This window comes from Streptomyces sp. NPDC056222, from assembly GCF_042264065.1.
GTDB lineage: Bacteria > Actinomycetota > Actinomycetes > Streptomycetales > Streptomycetaceae > Streptomyces.
Genome location: NZ_JBHJTL010000048.1, coordinates 35,560 through 57,350, shown reverse-complemented (window position 1 = coordinate 57,350; position 21,791 = coordinate 35,560). Strand labels below are relative to the sequence as shown.

18 protein-coding genes are annotated in these 21,791 nt (G+C 72.2%); 8 read left to right on the top strand and 10 right to left on the bottom strand.

Annotation, left to right across the window (positions count from 1 at the left end):
* Window positions 1-11: 11 nt before the first annotated feature.
* A complete protein-coding gene (locus ACFC0D_RS22470) occupies window positions 12-1,856 on the bottom strand; it encodes an endonuclease/exonuclease/phosphatase family protein (protein WP_376438655.1) in 1,845 nt (614 codons plus the stop codon).
* Between the two features lie 207 nt (window positions 1,857-2,063).
* Here ACFC0D_RS22470 and ACFC0D_RS22465 point away from each other — a divergent pair, with 207 nt between their 5' ends.
* Window positions 2,064-3,515 carry a hypothetical protein gene (locus ACFC0D_RS22465; protein WP_376438653.1) on the top strand — a complete coding sequence of 484 codons (1,452 nt, stop codon included), beginning with the start codon at window positions 2,064-2,066 and terminating at the stop codon, window positions 3,513-3,515.
* 194 nt (window positions 3,516-3,709) lie between these two features.
* Here the strand turns inward: ACFC0D_RS22465 and ACFC0D_RS22460 are convergent, their stop codons facing one another.
* The gene (locus ACFC0D_RS22460; RefSeq protein WP_376438650.1) at window positions 3,710-4,477 is read right to left on the bottom strand and encodes an SDR family NAD(P)-dependent oxidoreductase; all 768 of its coding nucleotides are present in this window, start codon (window positions 4,475-4,477) and stop codon (window positions 3,710-3,712) included.
* A gap of 88 nt (window positions 4,478-4,565) precedes the next feature.
* Here ACFC0D_RS22460 and ACFC0D_RS22455 point away from each other — a divergent pair, with 88 nt between their 5' ends.
* On the top strand, window positions 4,566-5,978 hold the full coding sequence (locus ACFC0D_RS22455; protein ID WP_376438647.1) for an alkaline phosphatase PhoX: 1,413 nt from the start codon (window positions 4,566-4,568) through the stop codon (window positions 5,976-5,978).
* A gap of 365 nt (window positions 5,979-6,343) precedes the next feature.
* On the top strand, window positions 6,344-7,921 hold the full coding sequence (locus ACFC0D_RS22450) for a TROVE domain-containing protein (RefSeq protein WP_376438645.1): 1,578 nt from the start codon (window positions 6,344-6,346) through the stop codon (window positions 7,919-7,921).
* Between the two features lie 49 nt (window positions 7,922-7,970).
* On the opposite strand, the gene ACFC0D_RS22445 is transcribed toward ACFC0D_RS22450, so the two are convergent.
* Entirely contained in the window at window positions 7,971-9,182 is a 1,212-nt protein-coding gene (locus tag ACFC0D_RS22445) for a TerD family protein (protein WP_376438643.1), read from the bottom strand.
* A gap of 45 nt (window positions 9,183-9,227) precedes the next feature.
* The gene (locus ACFC0D_RS22440) at window positions 9,228-9,458 is read right to left on the bottom strand and encodes a hypothetical protein (RefSeq protein ID WP_376438640.1); all 231 of its coding nucleotides are present in this window, start codon (window positions 9,456-9,458) and stop codon (window positions 9,228-9,230) included.
* 100 nt (window positions 9,459-9,558) lie between these two features.
* On the opposite strand from ACFC0D_RS22440, the gene ACFC0D_RS22435 reads away from it, so the two are divergent.
* Window positions 9,559-10,497, top strand: coding sequence for an AraC family transcriptional regulator (locus ACFC0D_RS22435; protein WP_376438637.1), 939 nt, complete (start codon window positions 9,559-9,561; stop codon window positions 10,495-10,497).
* A 219-nt stretch (window positions 10,498-10,716) separates the two neighbouring features.
* On the opposite strand, the gene ACFC0D_RS22430 is transcribed toward ACFC0D_RS22435, so the two are convergent.
* Window positions 10,717-11,526, bottom strand: a complete 810-nt coding sequence (locus ACFC0D_RS22430) for an NAD-dependent epimerase/dehydratase family protein (protein ID WP_376438634.1) — start codon at window positions 11,524-11,526, stop codon at window positions 10,717-10,719.
* A gap of 224 nt (window positions 11,527-11,750) precedes the next feature.
* Between ACFC0D_RS22430 and ACFC0D_RS22425 the strand changes: the two genes are divergently transcribed.
* Both ACFC0D_RS22425 and ACFC0D_RS22420 read left to right on the top strand, forming a co-directional pair.
* Window positions 11,751-12,680, top strand: a complete 930-nt coding sequence (locus ACFC0D_RS22425; RefSeq protein ID WP_376438631.1) for a 5-dehydro-4-deoxyglucarate dehydratase — start codon at window positions 11,751-11,753, stop codon at window positions 12,678-12,680.
* Window positions 12,677-13,807, top strand: a complete 1,131-nt coding sequence (locus tag ACFC0D_RS22420) for a hypothetical protein (RefSeq protein WP_376438628.1) — start codon at window positions 12,677-12,679, stop codon at window positions 13,805-13,807. Before ACFC0D_RS22425 ends, ACFC0D_RS22420 begins: the two co-directional genes overlap by 4 nt.
* Before the next feature lie 16 nt (window positions 13,808-13,823).
* On the opposite strand, the gene ACFC0D_RS22415 is transcribed toward ACFC0D_RS22420, so the two are convergent.
* Window positions 13,824-15,035, bottom strand: a complete 1,212-nt coding sequence (locus ACFC0D_RS22415; RefSeq protein WP_376438625.1) for an MFS transporter — start codon at window positions 15,033-15,035, stop codon at window positions 13,824-13,826.
* Between the two features lie 142 nt (window positions 15,036-15,177).
* Here ACFC0D_RS22415 and ACFC0D_RS22410 point away from each other — a divergent pair, with 142 nt between their 5' ends.
* Window positions 15,178-16,596, top strand: coding sequence for an NCS2 family permease (locus ACFC0D_RS22410; protein WP_376438622.1), 1,419 nt, complete (start codon window positions 15,178-15,180; stop codon window positions 16,594-16,596).
* On the opposite strand, the gene ACFC0D_RS22405 is transcribed toward ACFC0D_RS22410, so the two are convergent.
* Genes ACFC0D_RS22405 through ACFC0D_RS22395 form a run of 3 tightly spaced genes read right to left on the bottom strand, consistent with a single transcriptional unit; the run spans window position 16,589 to window position 19,667 of the window.
* Complete coding sequence (locus ACFC0D_RS22405) at window positions 16,589-18,589, bottom strand: HEAT repeat domain-containing protein (protein ID WP_376438619.1); 2,001 nt, start codon at window positions 18,587-18,589, stop codon at window positions 16,589-16,591. The genes ACFC0D_RS22410 and ACFC0D_RS22405 overlap by 8 nt on opposite strands.
* Complete coding sequence (locus ACFC0D_RS22400; RefSeq protein WP_376438616.1) at window positions 18,589-19,281, bottom strand: hypothetical protein; 693 nt, start codon at window positions 19,279-19,281, stop codon at window positions 18,589-18,591. The genes ACFC0D_RS22405 and ACFC0D_RS22400 overlap by 1 nt, the downstream gene beginning before the upstream one ends.
* A complete protein-coding gene (locus ACFC0D_RS22395) occupies window positions 19,278-19,667 on the bottom strand; it encodes a hypothetical protein (RefSeq protein ID WP_376438684.1) in 390 nt (129 codons plus the stop codon). Before ACFC0D_RS22395 ends, ACFC0D_RS22400 begins: the two co-directional genes overlap by 4 nt.
* 69 nt (window positions 19,668-19,736) lie before the next feature.
* On the opposite strand from ACFC0D_RS22395, the gene ACFC0D_RS22390 reads away from it, so the two are divergent.
* On the top strand, window positions 19,737-20,288 hold the full coding sequence (locus ACFC0D_RS22390; protein WP_376438614.1) for a GNAT family N-acetyltransferase: 552 nt from the start codon (window positions 19,737-19,739) through the stop codon (window positions 20,286-20,288).
* Between the two features lie 14 nt (window positions 20,289-20,302).
* Here the strand turns inward: ACFC0D_RS22390 and ACFC0D_RS22385 are convergent, their stop codons facing one another.
* Complete coding sequence (locus tag ACFC0D_RS22385) at window positions 20,303-21,751, bottom strand: peptidoglycan D,D-transpeptidase FtsI family protein (protein WP_376438611.1); 1,449 nt, start codon at window positions 21,749-21,751, stop codon at window positions 20,303-20,305.
* Window positions 21,752-21,791: the final 40 nt, after the last annotated feature.

Here is a 21,791-nt window from a genome sequence, read left to right as displayed (position 1 = left end):
GGTGGGGGATGCTACGGGCGGAAGCGCAGCACCTGCGGGTCGTGGTCGCTGTTCTGGTCCGCGAACTCCGCGTTGATGTGGACGCTGTCGTACTCGAAGTGGCCGATTCCCGGGCTCGTCAGGATCTGGTCGAGAACCTGGCTGTTGCCCTGGAAGACGTACGAGTAGCGCTCGCTGCGCGGCAGCGACTTCACGGCCGGGTAGAGCGCCCCGTCGGCCGTCAGCGCCTTCGTCGTCTCCGAGAACTCGAAGTCGTTGATGTCGCCGAGGACCACGACATCGGCGTTCTTCTCGATCGCGAGGACGTCCTTGACGAAGGCGTTGACGGACTGCGCCTGCAGGAGGCGCTTGGCCTCGGAGGAACGGTTCGGCGGCTGGCGGTGCGCGACCAGCGACTCGTCACCGCCCTTGGAGCCGAAGTGGTTGGCGATCACGAAGACCGTACGGCCACGGAAGGTGAACTCGCCCGCCAGCGGCTTGCGGCTGTTCTCCCACGCGGTGTTCGCCGGGTCGATCCGGCCGGGGGAGAGGGTCAGCGCGGCACCGCCCTTCGCGCCGCGGACCACGCCGGTCGCCGTCGCCGCGTCGCCACCCGTGCGGTCGGTGAAGGAGACCCGCTCCGGGTTGAAGAGGAAGACCTGGCGGATGTTGCCGCCGGGCTCGCCACCGTCCTTGTTGTTCTCCGGGTCGACCGAGCGCCACTCGTACGCCGGGCCGCCCGCGGCCACGATCGCGTCCGTGAACTTCTTCAGCGTCTGGTCGGCCGCGACCGTACCGTCGTTCTTGGCGCCGTTGTTGTCCTGGATCTCCTCCAGGGCGACGATGTCGGGCGAGGCGAGGTTGTCCACCACGGCCGCGGCCAGCGCGTCGAACTTCTCCTGCGGGTCGGACGGGTCGAGGTTCTCGACGTTGTACGTCGCGACCGCCAGCTCGTTCTTGTGCTGCTTGTCCGTGCTCTCGCGCTCCAGGCCGCGGTCGACGACCGTGCCCAGGGTGCGCGCGGTCAGCGTGTAGCCGCCGAACTGGTTGAAGTCCAGCGGGCCCTCGGTCGTGCCGGAGAGCACGTCGCCGACGTTCGCCTTGGGGAAGGGCTGCTGGGCGATCGGCGTCAGCGACTGGATCTGGAGCCGGCCGGTGTTCTGCGAGGTGTACGAGCCGTACACCGTGCCGCCGCGCCAGTTGCGGTTCTCCCACGGCTTCACCGTGATCCACAGCTCGGAGTACGGGTCGGTGGCGCCCACCACGCGCGAGGTGCCGACACGAACGTTGGTGCCCTCCAGCGACTCGTAGTGGTCCAGGGCGTACCGCTGCGGCTGCAGGGTGAGGCCGTTGATGGAACCGCCGGCCGCCGGGTCGCCCTCCGGGGCGTACGCGGAGGGGACGGACCAGGCCGAGATCGTCACGGGAGCCGGGACCGGGTTGCCGGAGGAGACCACGGTGACGGTGGGCTTGGAGAGCTGCGTCAGCGACTGGTTGCCGGAGTTCAGGCCGCCGGGGACGTACTCGCCGACCGTGCCGTTCACGCTGACCGCGTCGCCGACGGCGACGGTCGGCACCGAGCTCGTGAAGACGAAGAGGCCCTCGCTGGTGGCCGGGTTGTCGTCGGCCTGCGGGTCCTGGATCCAGAATCCGCGCGAACCGTACGTCCGGACACCGGTCACGATGCCCGTGACGCCGGTGACCTGCTGGCCGACGAGGGGCGAGACCCGGGTGGTGCCCTGGATGTCGTGGACGCGGACGGCGGCTGTGTCCGCCGTGGTCTCCGCCGAGGCGGAGGAGCCCGCGAGGAGCCCGGCCGCGAGCGCGGCCGATACGACGGCGGCCACAGCCGCGGATCTCGGTATGGAGGAAGGCATCAAGGAGCTCCGGAGGCGCTTGGAGAAACGGTCGATGTATCTACGCGCGTCAATCTCTTGGCTGAGCGGGGGACTTGTCAAGGGTCGACGGGTGTACGAAGGCTGACGGCTCCGTGAACCGGAGGTCCACCCGGGAAATGCGTCTACCCTGAAGGCCGTTCGCCAGCACCGTCGCCCCCGACGCGCCCTTCGAGGAGAAGACCCCAGATGGCACCGGACCGTCCCACTCTGCCCCCCGTTCAGCTGCACTCGGACGCGGAGCTGGCACGGGCCGCTCTGGCCGCCCCCCTCCTGGCCCGGGCGGCACGCCTCGCCCGCTGGGCGGGCCCGGAGACCCTGGTCGACGCGGGCGGGGAGCTCGTCGACGAACAACTGCCCGCCGCCGCCGAGGTGCTGGGACTCGAAGCGGACGAGGACGGCGCCGCGTACGCGAGCGAGGCGTGGCGGCTGGCCGTCGACACGGGACTCGTGGACGTCGAGGACGGCGACGACGACACCCCCGGCACCGTCAGCACCGGAGCGAACCTCGCCGTCCTCACCGGCGGTGCGCCCCTCGACATCCTCGGGATCTGGCTCGACGGTCTGGACGTGGTGTTCGCCGACGCCACCGCGCCCGTGCTCGACGACCTCGCCGAGGTCATCGGCGAGGACGGCGAGATCGACTTCGAACTCCTCGACTGGAACCCGGAGGAGGAGGCCGAGTTCCTGGAGGGCGTGCTCGGCAACCTGTACCTGCTGACGGTCGGCGAGGGCGGCCCGGGCGAGGGCGCAGTGCCCCTGCCGGCGCTCGCCGCGTCGATGATCGTCCCGGACGACATGGGCGAGCCGACCGACGACGTACTGGAGCAGGTCTCCGAGGCGATGATGCGCCTCGACGACCAGTTCCGCCTCCTCGAGCCGATCGGGCTCGTCGAGTACCAGCCCGTCGACGAGGCGCTGATGGTCGAGGAGGGCGAGGAGCCCGCCCCGCAGATCGACGAGGTCGACGACGAGGACGTCACCCGGTACGGGATGGTCAAGCTGACCCCGCTCGGGCTCTACGGCGTACGGGCCCGGATGCTGGAGGCGGGCGTGGACGCGCCGGCCGTCGGTGAACTGGCCGACAAGGGCGCGGACGTGCTCCTCGACGGGCTCGCCGTCTACCCCGAGGCCGCGGCGCGCGCCGAGACGGTGGGCTGGCTGGCCGGGCGGGACGAGGCGACCGCCGCACGCGAGCTGCTCGGTGCGGCGCGTGGCGTGGACGCCGGCTCGCCGCTGCGCCGCCTCCACTGCCAGCAGGCGCTCTCCCTGGTGGGCGTGGCGGCGGAGCCCGCGGTGCGAGAGGTGCTGGACGACGCGGAACTGGGCGGGCTCGCCCGGGTCTGGCTGGCGGAGCGTGGCGCGTCGGACGTTCCGGCGCCGCCGGAGTCGATGATCTTCTGGCTGGCGATCGACACGATCGCTGCTCAGCTCGACGCGGCCGGCGACCTGGAGGAGCTCCGGGACCTGATCGAGGGCCTGACGGGCCGGCACAGCGGCTTCTTCGACGCGGCGTGGCGCGTCGAGCACCCGGCGACCGCGGAGGTCCTGGAGGCGATGGGCCGTCTGCACCGTGACAAGGGCGCGGCGAAGGAGGCCCGCAAGGCGGCGTTCAAGGCGAGGTCGCGGTCGGGGAACTGACACGTGGGGGCTCCGGCTCCGAGACCGCCGCCGGCGGGGCCCCGGCCCCGTCGCCCGGGGCGGTCGGCTACGCCCCTGGGCGCCGTCCGGGGCGTCCCCGGTGCCCCGCCCCCCGACAGCCGGACGGGTCGGGGGCCTGGAGCCAGGGAGCGTCGGCCATGTGCGGTGGGTCCGGCCCACCGCCGCCGGCGGCCTCATGTACGCAGGTACGACGCGCCGTTGAGGTCAAGGATCGTGCCCGAGGACCATTCGGCCTCCGGGGAGGCGAGCCAGAGGACCGCGTTCGCGATCTCCTCGGGGCCGGCCACCCGCCCGAACGGGCTCTGGGCGCGGATCGCTTCGCCCTCGGTGCCCGTGAGGCGCGGAGCCACACGTTCGGTGGCGAAGAAGCCGGGGGCGACGGAGGCCACCCCGATGCCGTACGGGGCCAGGGAGACCGCCAGCGACTGACCCAGCGCATGGACGGCGGCCTTCGTCGCCCCGTAGGCCGGGTGGTCCGGCTCGCCGCGGAACGCTCCGCGCGACCCGATGTTGACGATCCTTCCGCCGCCGCCCTGCTCGATCATCCGCCGTGCCGCCAGATGGCTCAGATTCGCGGTGGCGAGCAGGTTCACGGCCACATGCCGCTGCCAGACGGCGACCCACTCCTCGTACGGCGTCTCCGCGAGCGGGTGGCGGACGTTCACCGCCGCGTTGTTCACCAGCACGTCGATCCCGCCCAGCGCGTCCGCCGCGGCGTCCGCCACGGCCGCCGCGCCCGCCGGATCCGCGAGGTCGCCGCCGGTCAGGACATGGCCGGTGCCGTCGAGGGAGTCCAGGGTCTCGCGGGCCTCGTCGGCCCGGGTGCCGTAATGGACGGCGACCCGGTCGCCGTTGGCGGCGAACGCCTGGGCGACCGCGCGGCCCAGTCCCCGGGAGGCACCGCTGACAAGGACGCGCCGTCCGGCGGTCGGCAGGTTCATGGAAGACAGCCTCTCTGTTCAACTCTCGTTTATACGCGGGCGAGAACGTGTGCCCCGACACCGGGTGACCGCAGGGAGACGATTCGCCATGCCGCTCGACCGCAGAGAGTTCGCCAAGAAGTCCGCCGCCACCGGCGCCGGGCTCGTCCTGACCGGCGCCGTCGGCGCGCTGGCCACCGCACCCGAGGCGCTGGCGGCCTCGGAGCCGGAGACCTGGGGCCACGGGCACCGCCTCGGCTACGGACCCCTCGTCGAGGACCCCGCCGGCGTCCTGGCCCTGCCCGCCGGGTTCTCGTACCGCGTCATCACCCACAGCGGACGCACCAAGCTGGAGTCCGGCGAGTTCACGCCGGAGAAGCACGACGGCACCGCCACGTTCGAGGGCCCCCGCGGCACCACGCTCCTGGTGAACAACCACGAGCTCAAGGGCCCCCGCTCCAAGTGGGACCACCCCGTCCCGCTCACCGACGGTCTCGTCTACGACCCCGCCGCGGCCGGCGGCTGCACGGTCGTCGAGATCCACCGCGACGGCACCGTCGCCGAGTGGGTCGGCATCGCCGGCACCTCCACCAACTGCGCGGGCGGCCGCACCTCCTGGGGCACCTGGCTCACCTGCGAGGAGAACTCCGACCTCGCCGGCGAGAACGGCATGACCAAGGACCACGGCTACGTCTTCGAGGTCGACCCGCGCGACCGCCGCGCCAACCGCGACCCCAAACCCATCAAGGCGTTCGGCCGCTACGACCACGAGGCCGTCGTCATCGACCCCAAGCGCGGCCACGCCTACCTCACCGAGGACGCGGACGAGCCCAACGGCCTCTTCTTCCGCTGGGTGCCGCCGCAGGGCTTCCGGCACGGCCGGGGCAAGCTCCGCACCCTCGCCGACGACGCCGGTGTCCTCCAGGCACCCCGCTGCATCGACTCGGGCGGCCGGTTCGTCGACGACCTCTCCCGCGCCACCCGGATCGGCACGGTCTACGGCGTCGACTGGCTGGACGTACCCGACCGCGACGGCCGCGAGGTCGAGGTCCGCGAGCAGTTCGGTCCCGACGAGGTCACCCGCGCCCGCAAGCTGGAGGGCATGTGGTGGGCCGACGGAGGCGCCTACATCGTCTCCTCCTACGCCCGCGAGGAGAGCCCCGGCGCCCCGCACGACGGCCAGGTCTGGTTCTACGACCCCAAGCGGCGCACCCTCACCCTCCAGGTCCTCCTCGGCGTCAACGCCGAACCGGACAAGGACGGTGCCTACGACGGCCCCGACAACATCACCGTCTCCCCGTACGGCGGCCTCGTCATCGCCGAGGACGGCGAGGGCGTCCAGCACCTCTTCGGCGCGACCGAGCGCGGCCGTACGTACCCCATCGCGCGCAACGACCTGAACGACAGCGAGTTCACCGGAGTCGTCTTCTCGCCCGACGGCGACACCCTCTACGCCAACATCCAGGAGCCGGGCATCATGGTCGCCGTCACCGGCCCGTGGCGCCGCCAGCCCCGCCGCTGACCCTCCCCGCGGGCCCTCCCCCGACGACGCCCGAAAACCCTTGGCGGGTGGGCCTGCCACCCGCCTAAGGTCTTCCTCATGCACCTCCCGGTGCGCCGGCCGCGGCTACTTCTTCCACGAAATCACGCCGCTGCCCCTCTTGATCTCGGGAGGCACAGCATGGACACGAGGGTGCCCGGTGCGCAGGCGACGGATACTTCCTTGGATCAGCAGGTTGCGGGTTCGAGTCCCGTCACCCCCCTCGGGGGGTGTAGCTCAATCGGATAGAGCTGCCGACTAGCACCGTCGCCGACTCCTGATCTCGGGCGCCCTCGTCGTCCCTGAGCCTGTGTCTCTCCCGCACGTTCGAATTCGGGGGAATTCACATGGCACGGTTCAACATCCGTACCACCAAGGCCCGCACGACCTCGCCGGTGGTCTCCACCGCCCCCGCCCGTACCCATCAGGGCGGCGCCGGAGTCCTGCGCGAGCCCAAGTCGGAGCTCTTCCTGCTCGCGGTCGCCAACTTCGTCACGCAGCAGACCTTCTACGAGAGCGGCGAGGACCGCGACGACCGCTTCACCGCCCTGGTGCGGAAGCTCGCCGTGGAGGACCCGGAGTGGACCGCCGCCCTGCTCGGCTGGCTGCGCCGCGACGCCCACATGCGCACGGCCTCCCTCGTCGGCGCTGCCGAGTACGTCAAGGCGCGCCTCGACGCGAGCGTCGAGACCGGTCCCACCAACCGGCAGGTCGTCGCCTCCGTCCTGCTCCGCGCGGACGAGCCCGGCGAACTGCTCGGCTACTGGACCTCGACGTACGGCCGGAACATCCCGAAGCCCGTCAAGCGCGGTGTCGCCGACGCCGTACGCCGGCTGTACTCCGCGAAGTCCCTGCTGAAGTACGACACCGACTCCAAGGGCTACCGCTTCGGCGACGTCCTCAACCTGGTGCACGCCACGCCCGACCCGGCGAAGGCGTGGCAGGGCGAACTCTTCCGGTACGCGCTCGACCGGCGCCACCACCCCGAGACCGCCGTCCCGCCCGCGTCGAGCCGCACCCTCACCGCACACCGGGCCCTCATGGCGCTGCCGGTCGAGGAGCGGCGTGCCGTGGTCGTCGGGCCCGACGGGGCGCGGCGGCTGGCCGAGGCCGGGATGACGTGGGAGGCGCTGGCGGGCTGGTTGCAGGGGCCGATGGACGCGGCGGCCTGGGAGGCCGTCATCCCGTCCATGGGCGCCATGGCGCTGCTCCGGAACCTGCGCAACTTCGACCAGGCCGGGGTCTCCGACGAGGTCGCGGCCCGGGTCGCGGCGGAGATCTCGGACCCCGAGGCGGTCGCGGCCGCGCGCCAGTTCCCGTTCCGCTATCTCGCCGCGTACCGGCATGCGCCGTCCCTGCGCTGGGCGTACCCGCTGGAACAGGCGCTCGGCCACTCGCTGGCGAACGTGCCCGCGCTGCCCGGCCGGACGTTGATCCTGGTCGACCGCTCGGGATCCATGTGGTCGCCGCTCTCGGACCGCTCCGAGCTCAACCGGGCCGACGCGGCGGCCGTGTTCGGCACGGCCGTGGCGATGCGGGCCGCCGCCGCGGACCTGGTGGAGTTCGGCACGGGCAGCGCCCCGATCACGTACCAGGCGGGCGAGTCCGTGCTGAAGGTCCTCGGCCGCTTCGGCAGTCTCGGCGGCACCGACACCACCGAGGCCGTGCGCAGGCACTACCGGGGGCACGACCGGGTCCTGATCGTCACCGACGAGCAGGCGGCGTACAGCCACCGGGGGGACCCGACCCAGCAGGTTCCGGACGAGATCCCGGTCTACACCTGGAACCTGGCGGGCTACCGGGTCGGCCACGCGCCGTCGGGAACCGGTCGGCGCCACACCTTCGCCGGGCTCACCGACGCCGCGTTCCGGATGGTGCCGCTGCTGGAAGCCGGCCGGAAGGCCGACTGGCCGTGGACGGAGTGACCGAGGGGCCCGCCGGTGCGTGACCGGCGGGCCCCTTCCGTACGATCGGTCAGAGGGCCTGAGCGGCCGGCTTCACCATGCCGCGGACCGTCCGTGACTTCACGAAGTCGCCCATCGCCGTCATCTCCCACTCACCGGTGAACTGCTTGATGAGCTTGGCCATCATCACGCCGGTCTGCGGCTCGGCGGTGGTGAGGTCGAAGCGGACCAGCTCCTCGCCGGTCGCCGCGTCCATCAGCCGGCAGTACGCCTTGGCGACCTCGGTGAACTTCTGGCCGGAGAAGGAGTTGACCGTGAAGACCAGGCCCGTGGCGTCGGCGGGGAGGCGGCCGAGGTCGACCACGATGACCTCGTCGTCGCCCGCGCCCTCACCGGTCAGGTTGTCGCCGGAGTGCTTGATGGCGCCGTTCAGGATGGACAGCTTGCCGAAGTAGCAGCTGTCCAGGTGGTTGCGCTGGGGGCCGTACGCGATGACCGAGGCGTCGAGGTCGATGTCCTTGCCGCGGTACGCGGGCTCCCAGCCGAGGCCCATCTTGACCTGGGAGAGCAGCGGGCGGCCGCCCTTGACCAGGGACACCGTCTGGTTCTTCTGGAGGCTGACCCGGCCCTTGTCCAGGTTGATCTTCCCGGTGGAGACCGGGGCGGCGGCCGGGGGAGCGGGCGGGGCGGACGGCGGGGGAGGCGTCTGCGCGGCGATCCGCGGGTCCACGGGGGCTGCCACCGGGGCGGCGGGCGTCGGGGGCGCCGCGGCGGCGGGCTCCTCGTCGACCGAGACGCCGAAGTCGGTGGCGATGCCGGCGAGCCCGTTGGCATACCCCTGGCCGACGGCGCGAGCCTTCCAGGCGCCGTTGCGAAGATAGATCTCCACGACCACCAGCGCCGTCTCCGTGCCGAGCTGCGGCGGGGTGAAGGTGGCGAGGACGCTGCCGTCGTCCGCGTTGCGGATCGTCGCGGTGGGCTCGATGCCCTGGAACGTCTGGCCCGCGGCGTCGGGGCTCGCGGTGACCACGATCTTCTCGATGCCGGGCGGCACCGCGCCGGTGTCCACCACGATCGCGTCCGGAGCCGAGCCACCGCCGGAGCGGTAGGCCACGCCGGGGCCGGACGGCTGGTTGTAGAAGATGAAGTCGTCGTCCGAGCGCACCTTGCCGTCGGCGCTGAGCAGGAGGCCCGAGACGTCGAGCCGCACGGGGGCGGCCACGTCCACCGCCACGCGCGCGGCGGAGAGAGGGATGTTCGAGCCGGGGGTCATAGCGGTCATGCCAGGGGTAACGAGCGAGACCGCTTTGCCGTTCCCTTACCTTCGCTACCTTCGGCCACCCTGATTACGGGGATGGTTCCGGGCCATGCGCTCGTTGCCGAACTTGTACGAGCCCGTCCAGCGGGCCATGACGAGCTGGGCGTCCCCCGACACCACCTCCGCCAGGAACTTCTCCGCGCGAGGCCCGCGCAGGGTGGCGGCGGTGCGCCCGTGGTGGGTGATGACGACCGTGGCGTCGGCACGCTGCTCGTAACTGAATCCATGAGGCTGTGGCATGGCGGGCATCCTGCCGTTCCCGGGCAGGTCCGTCATGTGAATATTCGAGCGGCTCGTATCCTTTCCGCTCGTGGGTGGGAGCTCTTTTCGAACGCGGGACGTGGACGAGGCGCGGCAGGAGATCGACGCGCGGTACTACGCCAACTTCATGGACGTCATCGAACCGGGCGAGCGTCCCTTCGCCGCCCGGTTCGACACCGTCGACCTGGGGGACCTGGTCATCGGCGACCTGGCCTGCGGGGCGGATGTGCGCATGCGCTTCGGCGAGCTCGGGGCGTTCCACGTCAACGCCCCGCTCAGCGGCACGATGGAGATGCGCCAGGGCGGCGGCGCGCCGGTGGTCGCGACGCCGACCGACGCGCTCGTGCTCGACCCCTCGGGAGACACCTTCCTGGACCGCTGGAGCGGGGACTGCCGGACCGTCTCGGTCAAGATCGGCGCGGCGGCGCTGCACGACCGGCTGGAGCGGCTCCTCGGGCGGCCGCCTCGGGGCGCCCTCTCCTTCGAGCCGCGTCTGGACATCTCGCGCGGCCCCGGGCTGGCCTGGGCTCGCTTCGCCCGGCAGGTGGCGAGCGAGGCGCTCGCCGGGGACAGCCTGGCCCATCACGCGCTGGTCGCGGCGCCCCTTCAGGAGGCGCTGCTGAACGGACTGCTGCTGGCCGCCGAGCATCCCTGGCGCGAGGAGCTGGACCGCCCCGTGGAGCCGCTGCGGCCCGCGCCCGTCAAGCGCGCGATGGACGCCGTACGGGAGCGTCCCGAGCACCCTTTCACCACCACCGAACTGGCCGCCCTGGCCCGCGTCGGGGTGCGCCGGCTCCAGGAGTCGTTCCGGGAGTACGTGGGCATGTCACCGATGGCGTACGTCCGCGAGGTCCGGCTGGAGCGGGTCCATGCGGAGCTGCGGGGCGCGGGGCCGGCCGAGCTGAGCGTGAGCGAGGTGGCCTGGCGCTGGGGCTTCGCCCATCACGGGCGGTTCGCGGCGCAGTACCGGACCCGATTCGGCGAGACACCCTCGCAGACCCTGCGCGCGGAGGGGTGACGGCTCTGCGTCCGGAGGGGTGACGGCCTGGGTCGGGAGGGCGGCGGTCGGCTCGCCGCGTTCCGCGGACACTCGTCGCGCTGAGCGGATCGCGGGGGTCCGTGTCGCCGCCGTAACGTTCCTTCTGTCGCGTGTGCCAACGCACGTCGTGACCCGGGCCCCGGCCGGCGCCCCCGCATAAGTCCGGCCGGGCCTGAGATCTTCCGTGGTGCGCTCCCCCTAGTAGGGCCAGCGCGGCGGGTCGGTGCAGAAGTGCCCGCCCAGGTTCACCTCGGCCGGATCGCCCTCCACGGGCAGCCCCTGCTCGGCGATGATCCGCTCGGCGAACCGCTCCGAGTCGTCCTGCGGCTCGTAACCGAGCGCCCGGGCCGAGGAGAGGTCCCACCACAGCCGGGTGTTGGCGGACGATCCGTACACCACGGTGTGGCCCACGTCCTCGGCGGTGAGCGCCGCGTGGAGCAGGCGCGCGCAGTCGCCGGGGCTCAGCCACATCGACAGCATCCGGACCGAGGTCGGCTCGGGGAAGCACGAACCGATCCGTACGGAGACGGTCTCCAGGCCGTGCAGGTCCCAGTAGAACTGCGCGAGGTCCTCGCCGAAGCACTTGGACAGCCCGTAGAAGGTGTCCGGCCGGTGCGGGGTGTCGACGGGGATCACCGGCTCGTCCCCGCGCGGGTGCGGGGTGAAGCCGACGGCGTGGTTGCTGGAGGCGAAGACGATCCGCCCCACCCCCTCCTCGCGCGCGGCCTCGTAGAGGTGGTGCAGGCCGGTGACGTTCGCGGCGAGGATCTTCTCGAAGGTCGACTCCAGCGAGATGCCTGCGAGATGGATGATCGCGTCGACTCCTCGGACGGCCTCGCGCAGCGCCTTGCGGTCCGTCACATCGGCGACGATCGCGTCCGGTGCGCCGTCGACGGGCGCGAGGTCGAGCAGGCGGAGCTCGTAACCGTACGCGGGCAGCAGTTCGCGCATCAGCGTGCCGACGCCCCCGGCGGCGCCGGTGAGCAGGACGGTACGGGGTGTGGGCATCGAAGAAGTCTCCGTCCGTGGATCAGATTCACAACCGTGGACACGGTAGGGAGGCGGCTCGCCGAGCGTCAAGAGTGCACACGGACCGTCAAGAGTGAACGCTGGAGACGTGTTTGCGCCTTGACCGCCCCTTCGGGGCTGCTCTAGCGTGAAGTCGTTCAAGAATATGGACAACAATCAGAACTGTGCACGACGGTGCACGACGGACTTCTCTGGGAGCGCCCGTGACCTCAGCCCCGCTCGCCGCCCGGCTGGACGGCCTGCTGTTCTTCCCCGTCACCGCCTTCGGACCGGACGGCACCGTCGACCTCGACACCTTCCGCGCCCATGTCCGCGACGGCGTCGAGGCGGGCGCGGCCGCGGTCTTCGCCTGCTGCGGCACCGGTGAGTTCCACGCCCTCACGCCCGAGGAGTTCCAGGCCTGCGTCGCCGCCGCCGTGGAGGAGTCCGCCGGCCGGGTCCCCGTCCTCGCCGGCGCCGGCTACGGCACCGCGCTCGCGATCCGGTACGCGCGGCTCGCCGAGGAGGCGGGCGCCGACGGGCTCCTCGCCATGCCCCCGTATCTCGTCGTCGCCGACCAGGCGGGGCTGCTGCGCCACTACACCGAACTCGCCGCCGCCACCTCGCTCGACGTCATCGTCTACCAGCGCGACAACGCGATCCTCACCCCCGAGACCGTCGTGGCCCTCGCCCGCGCCGAGGGGATCATCGGCCTCAAGGACGGCCTCGGCGACCTCGACCTGATGCAGCGGATCGTCAGTGCCGTCCGGGCCGAAGGCCTCGACCTGCTCTACTTCAACGGCCTGCCGACCGCCGAACTCACCGGCCTCGCCTACCGGGGCATCGGCGTCACGCTCTACTCCTCCGCCGTCTTCTGCTTCGCCCCCGACATCGCCCTCGCCTTCCACCGGGCCCTCACGACCGGCGACGACGCGACCGTGGAGCGGCTCATCGACGGCTTCTACCGTCCGCTCGTCGAACTGCGGGCGAAGGGACGCGGCTACGCGGTCTCCCTCGTCAAGGCCGCGGTCCGCATGGGCGGACTGGACGTCGGCGAGGTACGGCCCCCGCTGAGCGAGCCCGCGCCCGAGCATCTGAAGGAGCTCGCCGTGATCATCGAGCACGGGCGGGCACTGCTGGGGAGCGACACGTGAGGGCCGGGACCTTCGTCTACCCCTGGGACGTCATCGGCGACCCGGCGGCGCCGGGCCTCCTCGCGGACCTCGGCGTCGCGAGCGTCACGCTCGCCTCCGCCTATCACTCCACGCGCGCCCTGACCCCCCGGCATCCGGGGCACCGGATCGTCACCGCCGAGCACGCCGCCGTGCTCTACCCACCGGACGGGGCCCGCTGGTCGGGGCACCCGCTGCGGCCGTACGGGGCGGGGGAGTGGGCGCCCGGCGACGCCTACGGCGAGGCCGCCGGCGCGCTCGCGGACGCGGGCCTGGAGGTGCACAGCTGGGTGGTCCTGGCCCACAACTCCCGCCTGGGGGCCGAGCATCCGGAGACCTCGGTGGTCAATGCCTACGGCGACCGCTACCCCTGGGCGCCCTGCATCGCCCGACCGGACGTGCATTCCTACCTGGTGGAGCTGGCGGTGGAGGCGGCGGTACGGCCGGGCGCGGCCGGCACCGAGCTGGAGTCCTGCGGCTGGTACGGCTTCGCGCATCTGCACGCCCACGACAAGACCGCCGGGGTCGCGCTCGGCGACCGTGAGCAGTACCTGATGTCCCTCTGCTTCTGCCCTTCCTGCCGGGAGGGGTACGGGGAGGAGGGCGTCGACCCCGACGCGCTGGCGGCGGCCGTGCGGGGCGCCCTGGAGCCGGTGTGGACCGGGGGCGCCGGCGGGTCGCTCGACGGTTTCGAGGCCCCGGTGCTCGCCCGGCGCACGCGGACCGCCCGCAGGCTCCAGGAGTCCGCGGTGGCCGCGGTACGGGCGGCCGCCCCGCCCGGCTTCCGCGTCCTGCTCCACGCGGACCCGCACCCGTACCGCTGCGGGGCGAACGCCGGTACCGACCCGGCCCATGTCCTCACGGTCGCGGACGGTGTAGTCACCCCGTCCGCGACCGTGGCACCCTTCGCGGCGCACACGGACGGGGACACCGTCCTCGCGGCCAACTTCGGCGTGGTGACGGGCATGGGCGGCTCGCCCGCCACGCTCGCCGAGGACGCGCGGCGGGCGGCGGCGGACGGCGCCACCGAACTCCGCCTCTACCACGCGGGTCTGGCCTCCGACGCCGACCTGGCCGCGGTACGGGAGGCGCTGCGGAAGCTGGGCTGAGGGGTGGGCGGACGCCTCAGGCGTCCGCCCTCGCCGGGGCGTCGGCACGGGCGGCCGCCCCTCGGGTTGCCAGGACGATCGCCCCGGCCAGGCCGGCGACCGCCAGCAGCGGCAGCAGCAGCCGGATGTCGACAAGGGCCACCAGACCCGCGCCCGCCGCCAGGGCGATCGCGTTCGGAACGAAGACCATGGTGTGGGCCGTCGCCGCGGCGCGGCCCACCGCGGTCTCCGGGGCCTCCCGCTGCACCGCCGTCATCGCGGCGACCAGGACACAGGGCAGGCCCACCCCGATCAGCGCGCTCGCCACCAGCGCCACCCCGTCGTGCGGGACCGCCCTGGCGCCCGCGGCCACGGCGAACAGCGCAAGCCCGGCGGCGGACAGCAGGCGTTCGGGGACCCGGCGCAGCAGCGGTCCGGCCGCCAGTCCCGCGACGACCGAGCCCGCACCCTGGACGGCGTACAGCACACCCGCGTACGCGGGCGAATGGCCGAGCCCCCGGTCGACGACGGCGTAGATCGCCGCCCCGTTGACCCCGGCGAGCAGCATCGTGAACGAGCCGGCCAGGACGAGTGGACGCAGCACGGGCGAGGCGAGGATCGTGCGCAGGCCCTCCGCCGTGTCGCGGAGCCAGTGCGCGGCCACCGGGCGCACCGGCTTCTCCTCCCGTACCCGCATCAGCGCGAACACCCCCGCGGCCAGCGCGAACGTCGCCGCGTCGAGCAGCGCCACCGGGCCGCCGCCGTACCGGGCGAAGAGTCCGGCCGCGGCGAGCGGGGCGATGAGCTTCACGCTCTCGTTCACCGTCATCCGCAGCCCGTTGAAGTCCCCGAGCAGCCGCTTGTCGAGCGCACTCGCGGCCAGCGCGACCTCCGCCGCCTCCTGGACGGTGCCCTGGATCCCGTACAGCACGAGCACGGCGAACAGCAGCCACACCCGGTCCGCACCGTCGACCCACAGCAGCGTCGGCAGCAGCGCCGCCATCGCCAGGTTCGTCCACACCATGAGCGGCCGCCGCCGCACCCGGTCGGCGACCGTGCCGAGCAGCGGACCGACGAGCGTCGGCGCCCACAGGGCGAACACGGTCAGCGCCGCCAGACTGTCCGAGCCGGTCAGCGACTTGACCCAGATCCCCGACGCCAGCCACATCGCCGTCGTGCCGAAGCCGGACACCAGGACGCCGGTCAGATAGAGACCGGCCGTTCCTCCCACACCCGTTGTTCCTCTCATCCCGGCAGCGTGGCCTCTGAGGTGGCGGGCGCGGATCGGGCAGATGCCCTAGAGAAGGCGCGGAGATCGGCTCCGTAACACCGAGGACACCTGAAACGGCCCGCTGCTGGGCACAATCCAGCCAGCCGTCCCGAGGAGAGTCATGTTCGACACCAGAACCAACCCCGTCGACCGGTACTTCGCGATCAGCGAAAGGGGGTCGACCTTCGGCCGGGAGATACGCGGCGGCTTCGCCACGTTCTTCACCATGGCCTACATTCTCGTGCTCAACCCGATCATCCTGGGCAGCGCGGAGGACAAGTTCGGGAACACGCTCAGCGGAGCCCAACTGGCCACCGTCACCGCCCTGGTGGCCGCCGTCATGACCGTCGTGATGGGCGCCGGGGGGAACCTTCCGCTCGCCGTCGCCGCCGGACTCGGACTGAACGCCGTCGTCGCCTTCCAGCTCGCACCCCTCATGAGCTGGCCGGACGCGATGGGGCTCGTCGTCCTCGAAGGCATCCTCATCTGCGTCCTGGTCGTCACCGGGCTCCGCGAAGCCGTCATGCACGCCATCCCGCAGGCGCTCAAACAGGCCATCAGCGTCGGCATCGGCCTCTTCATCGCCTTCATCGGCTTCATCGACGCCGGCTTCGTGACCCGCATCCCCGGAGAGACCGGCACCGTCCCCGTCCAACTCGGCGCGGGCGGCCACCTCTCCGGCTGGCCGATGCTCGTCTTCTGTCTCGGTGTCCTGCTCACCGTCGCCCTCATGGCCCGCAAGGTGAAGGGCGCGATCCTCCTCTCCATCGTCGCCATGACCCTCGTCGCGATCGTGATCAACGAGATCGCCGACATCCCGGCCGCCGCCTGGGGCCTGACCGTCCCGGCCGTTCCCGAGGACATCGTCGCAGCGCCCGACTTCGGGCTCGTCGGCTCCTTCAGCCTGCTCGGCGCCTTCGAACAGATCGGTGTCGTCACCCTCGTCCTGCTCGTCTTCACCCTGCTGCTCAGCGACTTCTTCGACACCATGGGCACCGTCGTCGGCGTCTCCAGCGAGGCCGGTCTCCTCGACGAGAACGGCAAGGTCCCGCACCTCGGCCGGGTCCTTCTCATCGACGGTGTCGCCGCCGCCGCGGGCGGCGCCGCCTCCGCGTCCTCGAACACCTCCTACATCGAATCGGCGGCCGGCGTCGGCGAGGGCGCCCGCACCGGCTTCGCCTCGGTCGTCACCGGCGGCCTGTTCGCCCTGGCCCTCTTCCTCACGCCGCTGGCCACCGTCGTCCCCGCCCAGGCAGCCGCGCCCGCCCTGGTCGCCGTCGGCTTCCTGCTGATGGCCCAGGTCCGGCACATCGACTGGACGAGCTACGAGATCGCCATCCCGGCCTTCCTGACCATCGCCGTCATGCCCTTCACGTACTCGATCACCAACGGCATCGGCGCCGGATTCCTCGCCTATGTCGTCATCAAGGCCGCCCTCGGCAAGGCGCGCGAGGTGCACTGGCTGCTGTGGGGGACGGCCGCGTTGTTCGCCGTCTACTTCGCGATCGACCCGATCGAGCAGCTGCTCGGCGTCAAGTAGCGCTTTCTGTACGGGTGATGGCGAGCAGCGCGGCGCACGCGGCGTCGCGCAGCTCGTCGTCGTCCGGCACCGAGCGCAAGGTCCCGTGCTTGACCGGTCGCTCGTCGGCGTCGAGGAAGCGGCGCAGGAAGGGTGCGGCCTCGGCGGCGGGCGGGCCGATCTCGCCGAGCAACCTGATGGTCTCGGTGACCGCGCGGGTGGCTTTCCCGCTCTCCCCGGCGAACGGCTCGATCGCCCCGACGAGAACGGGGACGACCTCGTCCGTCTCTCCGGTGATCCGCCACAGCGCCGCGCCGACGCGCAGCGGTAGCCAGCTCGTCCTGTGCCGGGTGAGGAGTGCGCGCAGCGGCTGGACGTACGGCGCTCCTGCGGGCCCCAGTTCCCCGAGCAGCGTGACGGCGTTGTCCCGGCCGTAAGGCTCGCCCATCCGGGGAAGCAGCAGGGCGAGCGCCGGCTCCCGGTCGCCGGTGAGCCGTCCGTACGCGAGCGCGAGGGCGGGTCCCGCGAACGACCAGCCCTCGGAAGGGGCTGGGAGCAGAGCCCGCAGTCGCTCCCGGGGCACGGCCTCCGCAGCCCTGGGGCCGATCGCGGCGAGCGCGTCCAGAGCCCACACGGCGCAGTCGGTGTCCAGCAGAGGCAGCAGTTCGGGGATCGCGGGAGCCGACGCTGGACCCCAGCGCTCCAGGAGTTGGCAGAGCGCCCGGCGCTCGCCGAGGGTCGAGGCGGCCGCGAGCCGGGATCGCAGGGGCGGCAGCAGGACGTCCGCGTGGGCGGCGAGACCGCCCGCGGTCTCGACCAGGCTCAGCTCGTACGTCCACCAGCCGTCGGCATGGGTCTTGTGATCCGCGAACCCCAGCCGCTCCCCGGCGAGACGCTCCACGAGCGGGGGTACGCACCGGGCGTCCCCGAGCCTGGACAGCGCCCAGACGGCGTGGTCCTGGGCGGGCGGGTACGGCTCGCCCTCGTCCGTGACCATGACCGCCAGTACGTCGGCCCAGGGGCGGGCCGCCGGACCGCACATGCCGAGGACGCGGGCGGCGAAGAGGCGGTGGCCGGGCTCGGGGTCGGACAGCAGAGGGGCGACGGTCGGCAGCAGCGCGGGTACGGCGGAGCGCCGTCGGCTCATCGCGTCGGACGCCGCTTTCAGCGCACCCGTCCGCACGGCCGCGTCCGGATGTGCCAGCAGGCTCCGGATCGCGGTGATCTGCTCCGTCGGGTCGGTGTTCAGCAGGCCGATCGTGCGCGCCACGGTCCACTCGACGTGCGCGGCGTCCGGCTGCCAGGTGGCCGGATCGCTGCCCAGCAGGACCTCGGACACGGTCCGCGCGTACGTGTCGTCGGCCTGCCCCCGCAGGGCGGTGTGCAGCGCCTTCACGGCGGCGAGGCGGACGCCCGCCGGCTCGCCGCCGTCCGTCAGCCCGCGCAGCCAGCCGAGGGACGCGTCCCGCTGCTCCTCGGAGTGAGGCGTCAACGAGCCTACGGAGTCGACGAGTTGGTGCCGGGTGTCCGCGTCCGGCTCCGCGGCCCACCGGGTCCGCAACGCCGTGAGCACCTCGTCGGCCCGGTGACGGGCCTCGGCGAGGGCGTCCGCCGCCGCCAGGCGGATCGCGGCCTCCGGCGCGTCGAGCAGAGGGAGGAGTCCCGTCACCGCCAGGTCCCAGGCGGCGGGCCAGGCCCGGTCGACGAACCGGGCCTGGGCGGTGTTGCCCGAGTGGGCGATGGCGCCGAGCAGTTCGACCAGCTCCTGGCGGACGGCCGGCTCGATGCCCGGTTCGGCCGCGGCCCGGAGCACGTACGGCACGGCGGGCGCGGCGGAGGTCACGACGCAGCCGCCCTGGTGGTGGACATGGGTCAGCAGGTCGTCGGAGGCCCGGGCCGCCTTCTCCGGCAGGTACAGGTCCCGCAGCATTCCGGGTACGTCCTCGGCCGATCCGTAGGCGTGCCGCAGCCCCGCCCAGCCGATGGCGTCCATGCCCGCCAGTGGATCGCGCATCAGTACCTCTCCTCGACCTGGTCCGACACCGTGAACTCGCCCTCGCAGTCCGGGCAGACGGCCCGTCCGAAGAGATGGGTCAGCCCTCGCGCCACGTCCTCGTGGCCCGCTTCCAGAGCCATGTGGCGCAGGCGCGCGGGGAGCGCGTCGAGGTCGGCCGGGGCCGTGGGCAGCAGCGGAGACGTGACCGGGTCCGCCGTCACGTAGTCGCCCGCCGAGGCGAAGGTGCCGTGCTCGCCGAAGGCGATGAAGAGGTCCGAGGAGCAGTGCGGGCAGTCCACCTCGTACTCCTCCTCCATCAGCCCCTCCAGGCGCGCCGCGCTCCACACCCGCTCGCCCTCGAAGGCCAGCACGCACTGGAGCATGTACACGAAGGCGGAGCCGCCGTCCGTCGCGTCGAGCAGGCCGCGGGACAGAGGGAGGAGTTCGGCGATCTCCCGCGCGTACCGATCCGTGTGCTCCTCGTCCGCCGCCGAGACGATCAGGCCCGCCATCAGCACGGCCTCCGTCGGCTCACCGGCGGCGCGGCCCGTCGCGACCGCCGTCAGGAACGGCAGGGCGGGGAAGCTGTCCTCGTAGACGGACCCCTGGTGACACAGGTCGTCCCACAGCTCGCTCCAGACCTTGTGGTCCTCCTCGCCGCCGAGGCGGGCGAAGGCCGCGGTCAGATCGTCGGAAGGGCGCGGGCTCATGCCACCGCACCCTTGCGAACCCGGTTCTCGTAGCGCAGGGCCGCCCCCGTCACCAGTGCGCCCATGCCCTCCCACAGACCGACGCCCAGGAAGCCGGCCGGGGCGCGGCCGGTGAGGACGGCGAGGGTGAAGACGGCGCAGGTGAGGAGCCGGAAGGGAACCGTCCAGCGGAAGAACGGCTTCCAGTCAGCGAGCGCGGCCAGGACGTAGTACACGCCCATGTTGAGCGCGGCCATCGAGGACGCGGTGAGGAAGACGAGGGTGTGGTCTCCGTCCGCGCGGCTCCCCGCCGGCAGGGGCTCGAAGCCCATGGTGGTGAGCAGGGCGTCGGGCGCCACAAGACCCACCACCCCCAGCGCCGCGGCGAGGAGTCCGAAGACGGCCATGGTCCAGCCGGACAGGGAACGGGGCAGTCGCACGGCGGTCCTCCGCGTGGTCGAAACTATGCTCGGTTCATGAGTGACCTTGCATACCGTGTCGCGGGGCCCGACGACCAATCGGCCCTCGCCGCTCTCGACGACTCGTTCACCACGGAGCACGTCTACGAAGTCGCATCCGGGGACGTCGGGTTCGGGCTGCGGCTCGTCGCCGTCGACCCGCCGCTGGTCAAGGTCTTCCCGGTGGAGGACGAGGACGGCGGGGGCGAGGACGGCGCGGAGGGGGACGTGCACGAGATCGTGGCCGTCGACGCGGACGGGACGCCGGTCGGGTTCATCGCCGTCGGCGTGGAGGAGTGGAACCGGCGACTCGTGGTCCACCAGGTCACCGTCCACCCCGCCCACCGCGGCCGGGGCATCGGCGGCGAGCTGATGCGCCGCGCCCTGGCCCATGGCCGCGAGCGCGGGGCCCGTACCGCCTGGCTGGAGGTCACCAGCGTCAACGTGCCGGCGGTACGGGCCTACCGGCGCATGGGATTCCGGCTCTGCGGGCTGGACACCACGCTCTACACCGGCACCGAGTCCGAGGGCGAGACCGCCCTGTTCATGGCCAGGCCCCTGGACCGGTAGGGACCGTCGGGCCGCTACTTCAGCGCCGCCCTCATCATCTTCTCCGCGACCGGGGCCGCGAGCCTGTTGCCGCTGACCTCCGAGCGCGCGGCCCCGGCGTCCTCGATCAGGACGGCGACCGCGACCTCCTTGCCGGTGTCCGCGTCCTTGGCGTAGGAGGTGAACCAGGCGTACGGCGTCTTGCTGTTGTTCTCGCCGTGCTGGGCGGTGCCCGTCTTGCCGCCGACCTCGGCGCCGGAGATGGCCGCGTTCGTGCCGGTGCCCTTGTCCACCACGGTCACCATCGCGCTGCGCAGCTGTTCCGCCGTCGCGGAGGAGACGACCCGTTCGGTGTCCCCGTCCTCGAAGGACTCCAGGGTGTCGCCGTCGGAGTCGACGACCTTCGAGACCATGTGCGGCTTCGCCATGACCCCGTCGTTGGCGATCGCCGCGGACACCATGGCGATCTGGAGCGGCGTCGCCGTCACATCGAACTGGCCGATACCGGTGAGCGCGGTCTGCGGCCTGTCCATGCCGGACGGGTACACGCTCGCGTAGGCGCGGACGGGCACGTCCTGCTCGGCGTTGTTGAAGCCGAACTTCTCCGCCATCGCCTTCACCTTGTCCTGGCCGAGATCGACGGCGATCTTGGCGAAGACGTTGTTGCAGGAGTACTGGAGCGCGGTGCGGATGGTGGCGTTCTCGCAGGGAGCGGAGGCGTTCTCGTTCTCCAGATAGCGGGTCGAATCGGGCAGTCTGTACGGGTTGGGGCTGTCGGTCGCCGTGTCCACGGAGCTGTAGAGACCGTTCTCCAGCGCGGCCGCCGCGACGACCAGCTTGAACGTGGAGCCCGGCGGCAGCGGCTGCCGCAGGGCCCGGTTGACCAGCGGCTTGTCCTTGTCCGTGGTCAGCTCCTGCCAGGTGGAGCCGTCGGTCAGGCCGGCGATCTTCGAGGGGTCGTACGAGGGCGTGGAGACCATGCCCAGGATCCGCCCGGTCTTCGGGTCGATGGCGACGGCCGCGCCCTTCTTCTCGCCGAGCGCCTCGTAGGCGGCCTTCTGGACGGCCGGATCGATGGTCGTGAGCACGTCACCGGGCTCCTGCTGCTTGCCGGTGAGGGCGTCCAGCGGGTTCTTCAGCCGGGTGTCGGTGCCGTCCAGGACATCGGAGTAGATGCCCTCCAGCTGGGTGGCGCCGTAGGCCTGCGAGCTGTAGCCGGTGACGGCCGCGTAGAGCTCGCCGTCGGTGTAGCTGCGCTTGTACGCGAGATCGCTGCCCTCCGTCTTCTTCGATCCGGTGACCGGCGAACCGGCCACGATGATGTTCCCGAGCGGCTGCGCGTACTGCGCCATCACGTTCCGCCGGTTCTTCTTGTCGTCCGCGAGGGCCTTGGCTTCGTACGCCTGCACCCAGGTCGCCCGCCCCAGCAGGGCGAGCACCAGGAGCAGCGAGAAGACCGAGGCGCGCCTGATCGTCTTGTTCATCCCATATGCGGGACGAGCGGGAGGGGTGCGGCGTTCCGCG

Bases quoted from the DNA above. Each gene is read 5' to 3' on its own strand.
- ACFC0D_RS22450 (WP_376438645.1), top strand. From the start codon at position 6,344: ATGGCACGGTTCAACATCCGTACCACCAAGGCCCGCACGACCTCGCCG.
- ACFC0D_RS22390 (WP_376438614.1), top strand. From the start codon at position 19,737: ATGAGTGACCTTGCATACCGTGTCGCGGGGCCCGACGACCAATCGGCC.
- ACFC0D_RS22395 (WP_376438684.1), bottom strand. From the start codon at position 19,667: ATGGCCGTCTTCGGACTCCTCGCCGCGGCGCTGGGGGTGGTGGGTCTT.
- ACFC0D_RS22410 (WP_376438622.1), top strand. From the start codon at position 15,178: ATGTTCGACACCAGAACCAACCCCGTCGACCGGTACTTCGCGATCAGC.
- ACFC0D_RS22400 (WP_376438616.1), bottom strand. From the start codon at position 19,281: ATGAGCCCGCGCCCTTCCGACGATCTGACCGCGGCCTTCGCCCGCCTC.
- ACFC0D_RS22385 (WP_376438611.1), bottom strand. From the start codon at position 21,751: ATGAACAAGACGATCAGGCGCGCCTCGGTCTTCTCGCTGCTCCTGGTG.
- ACFC0D_RS22470 (WP_376438655.1), bottom strand. From the start codon at position 1,856: ATGCCTTCCTCCATACCGAGATCCGCGGCTGTGGCCGCCGTCGTATCG.
- ACFC0D_RS22440 (WP_376438640.1), bottom strand. From the start codon at position 9,458: ATGCCACAGCCTCATGGATTCAGTTACGAGCAGCGTGCCGACGCCACG.
- ACFC0D_RS22455 (WP_376438647.1), top strand. From the start codon at position 4,566: ATGCCGCTCGACCGCAGAGAGTTCGCCAAGAAGTCCGCCGCCACCGGC.
- ACFC0D_RS22445 (WP_376438643.1), bottom strand. From the start codon at position 9,182: ATGACCGCTATGACCCCCGGCTCGAACATCCCTCTCTCCGCCGCGCGC.
- ACFC0D_RS22415 (WP_376438625.1), bottom strand. From the start codon at position 15,035: ATGAGAGGAACAACGGGTGTGGGAGGAACGGCCGGTCTCTATCTGACC.
- ACFC0D_RS22405 (WP_376438619.1), bottom strand. From the start codon at position 18,589: ATGCGCGATCCACTGGCGGGCATGGACGCCATCGGCTGGGCGGGGCTG.
- ACFC0D_RS22460 (WP_376438650.1), bottom strand. From the start codon at position 4,477: ATGAACCTGCCGACCGCCGGACGGCGCGTCCTTGTCAGCGGTGCCTCC.
- ACFC0D_RS22465 (WP_376438653.1), top strand. From the start codon at position 2,064: ATGGCACCGGACCGTCCCACTCTGCCCCCCGTTCAGCTGCACTCGGAC.
- ACFC0D_RS22430 (WP_376438634.1), bottom strand. From the start codon at position 11,526: ATGCCCACACCCCGTACCGTCCTGCTCACCGGCGCCGCCGGGGGCGTC.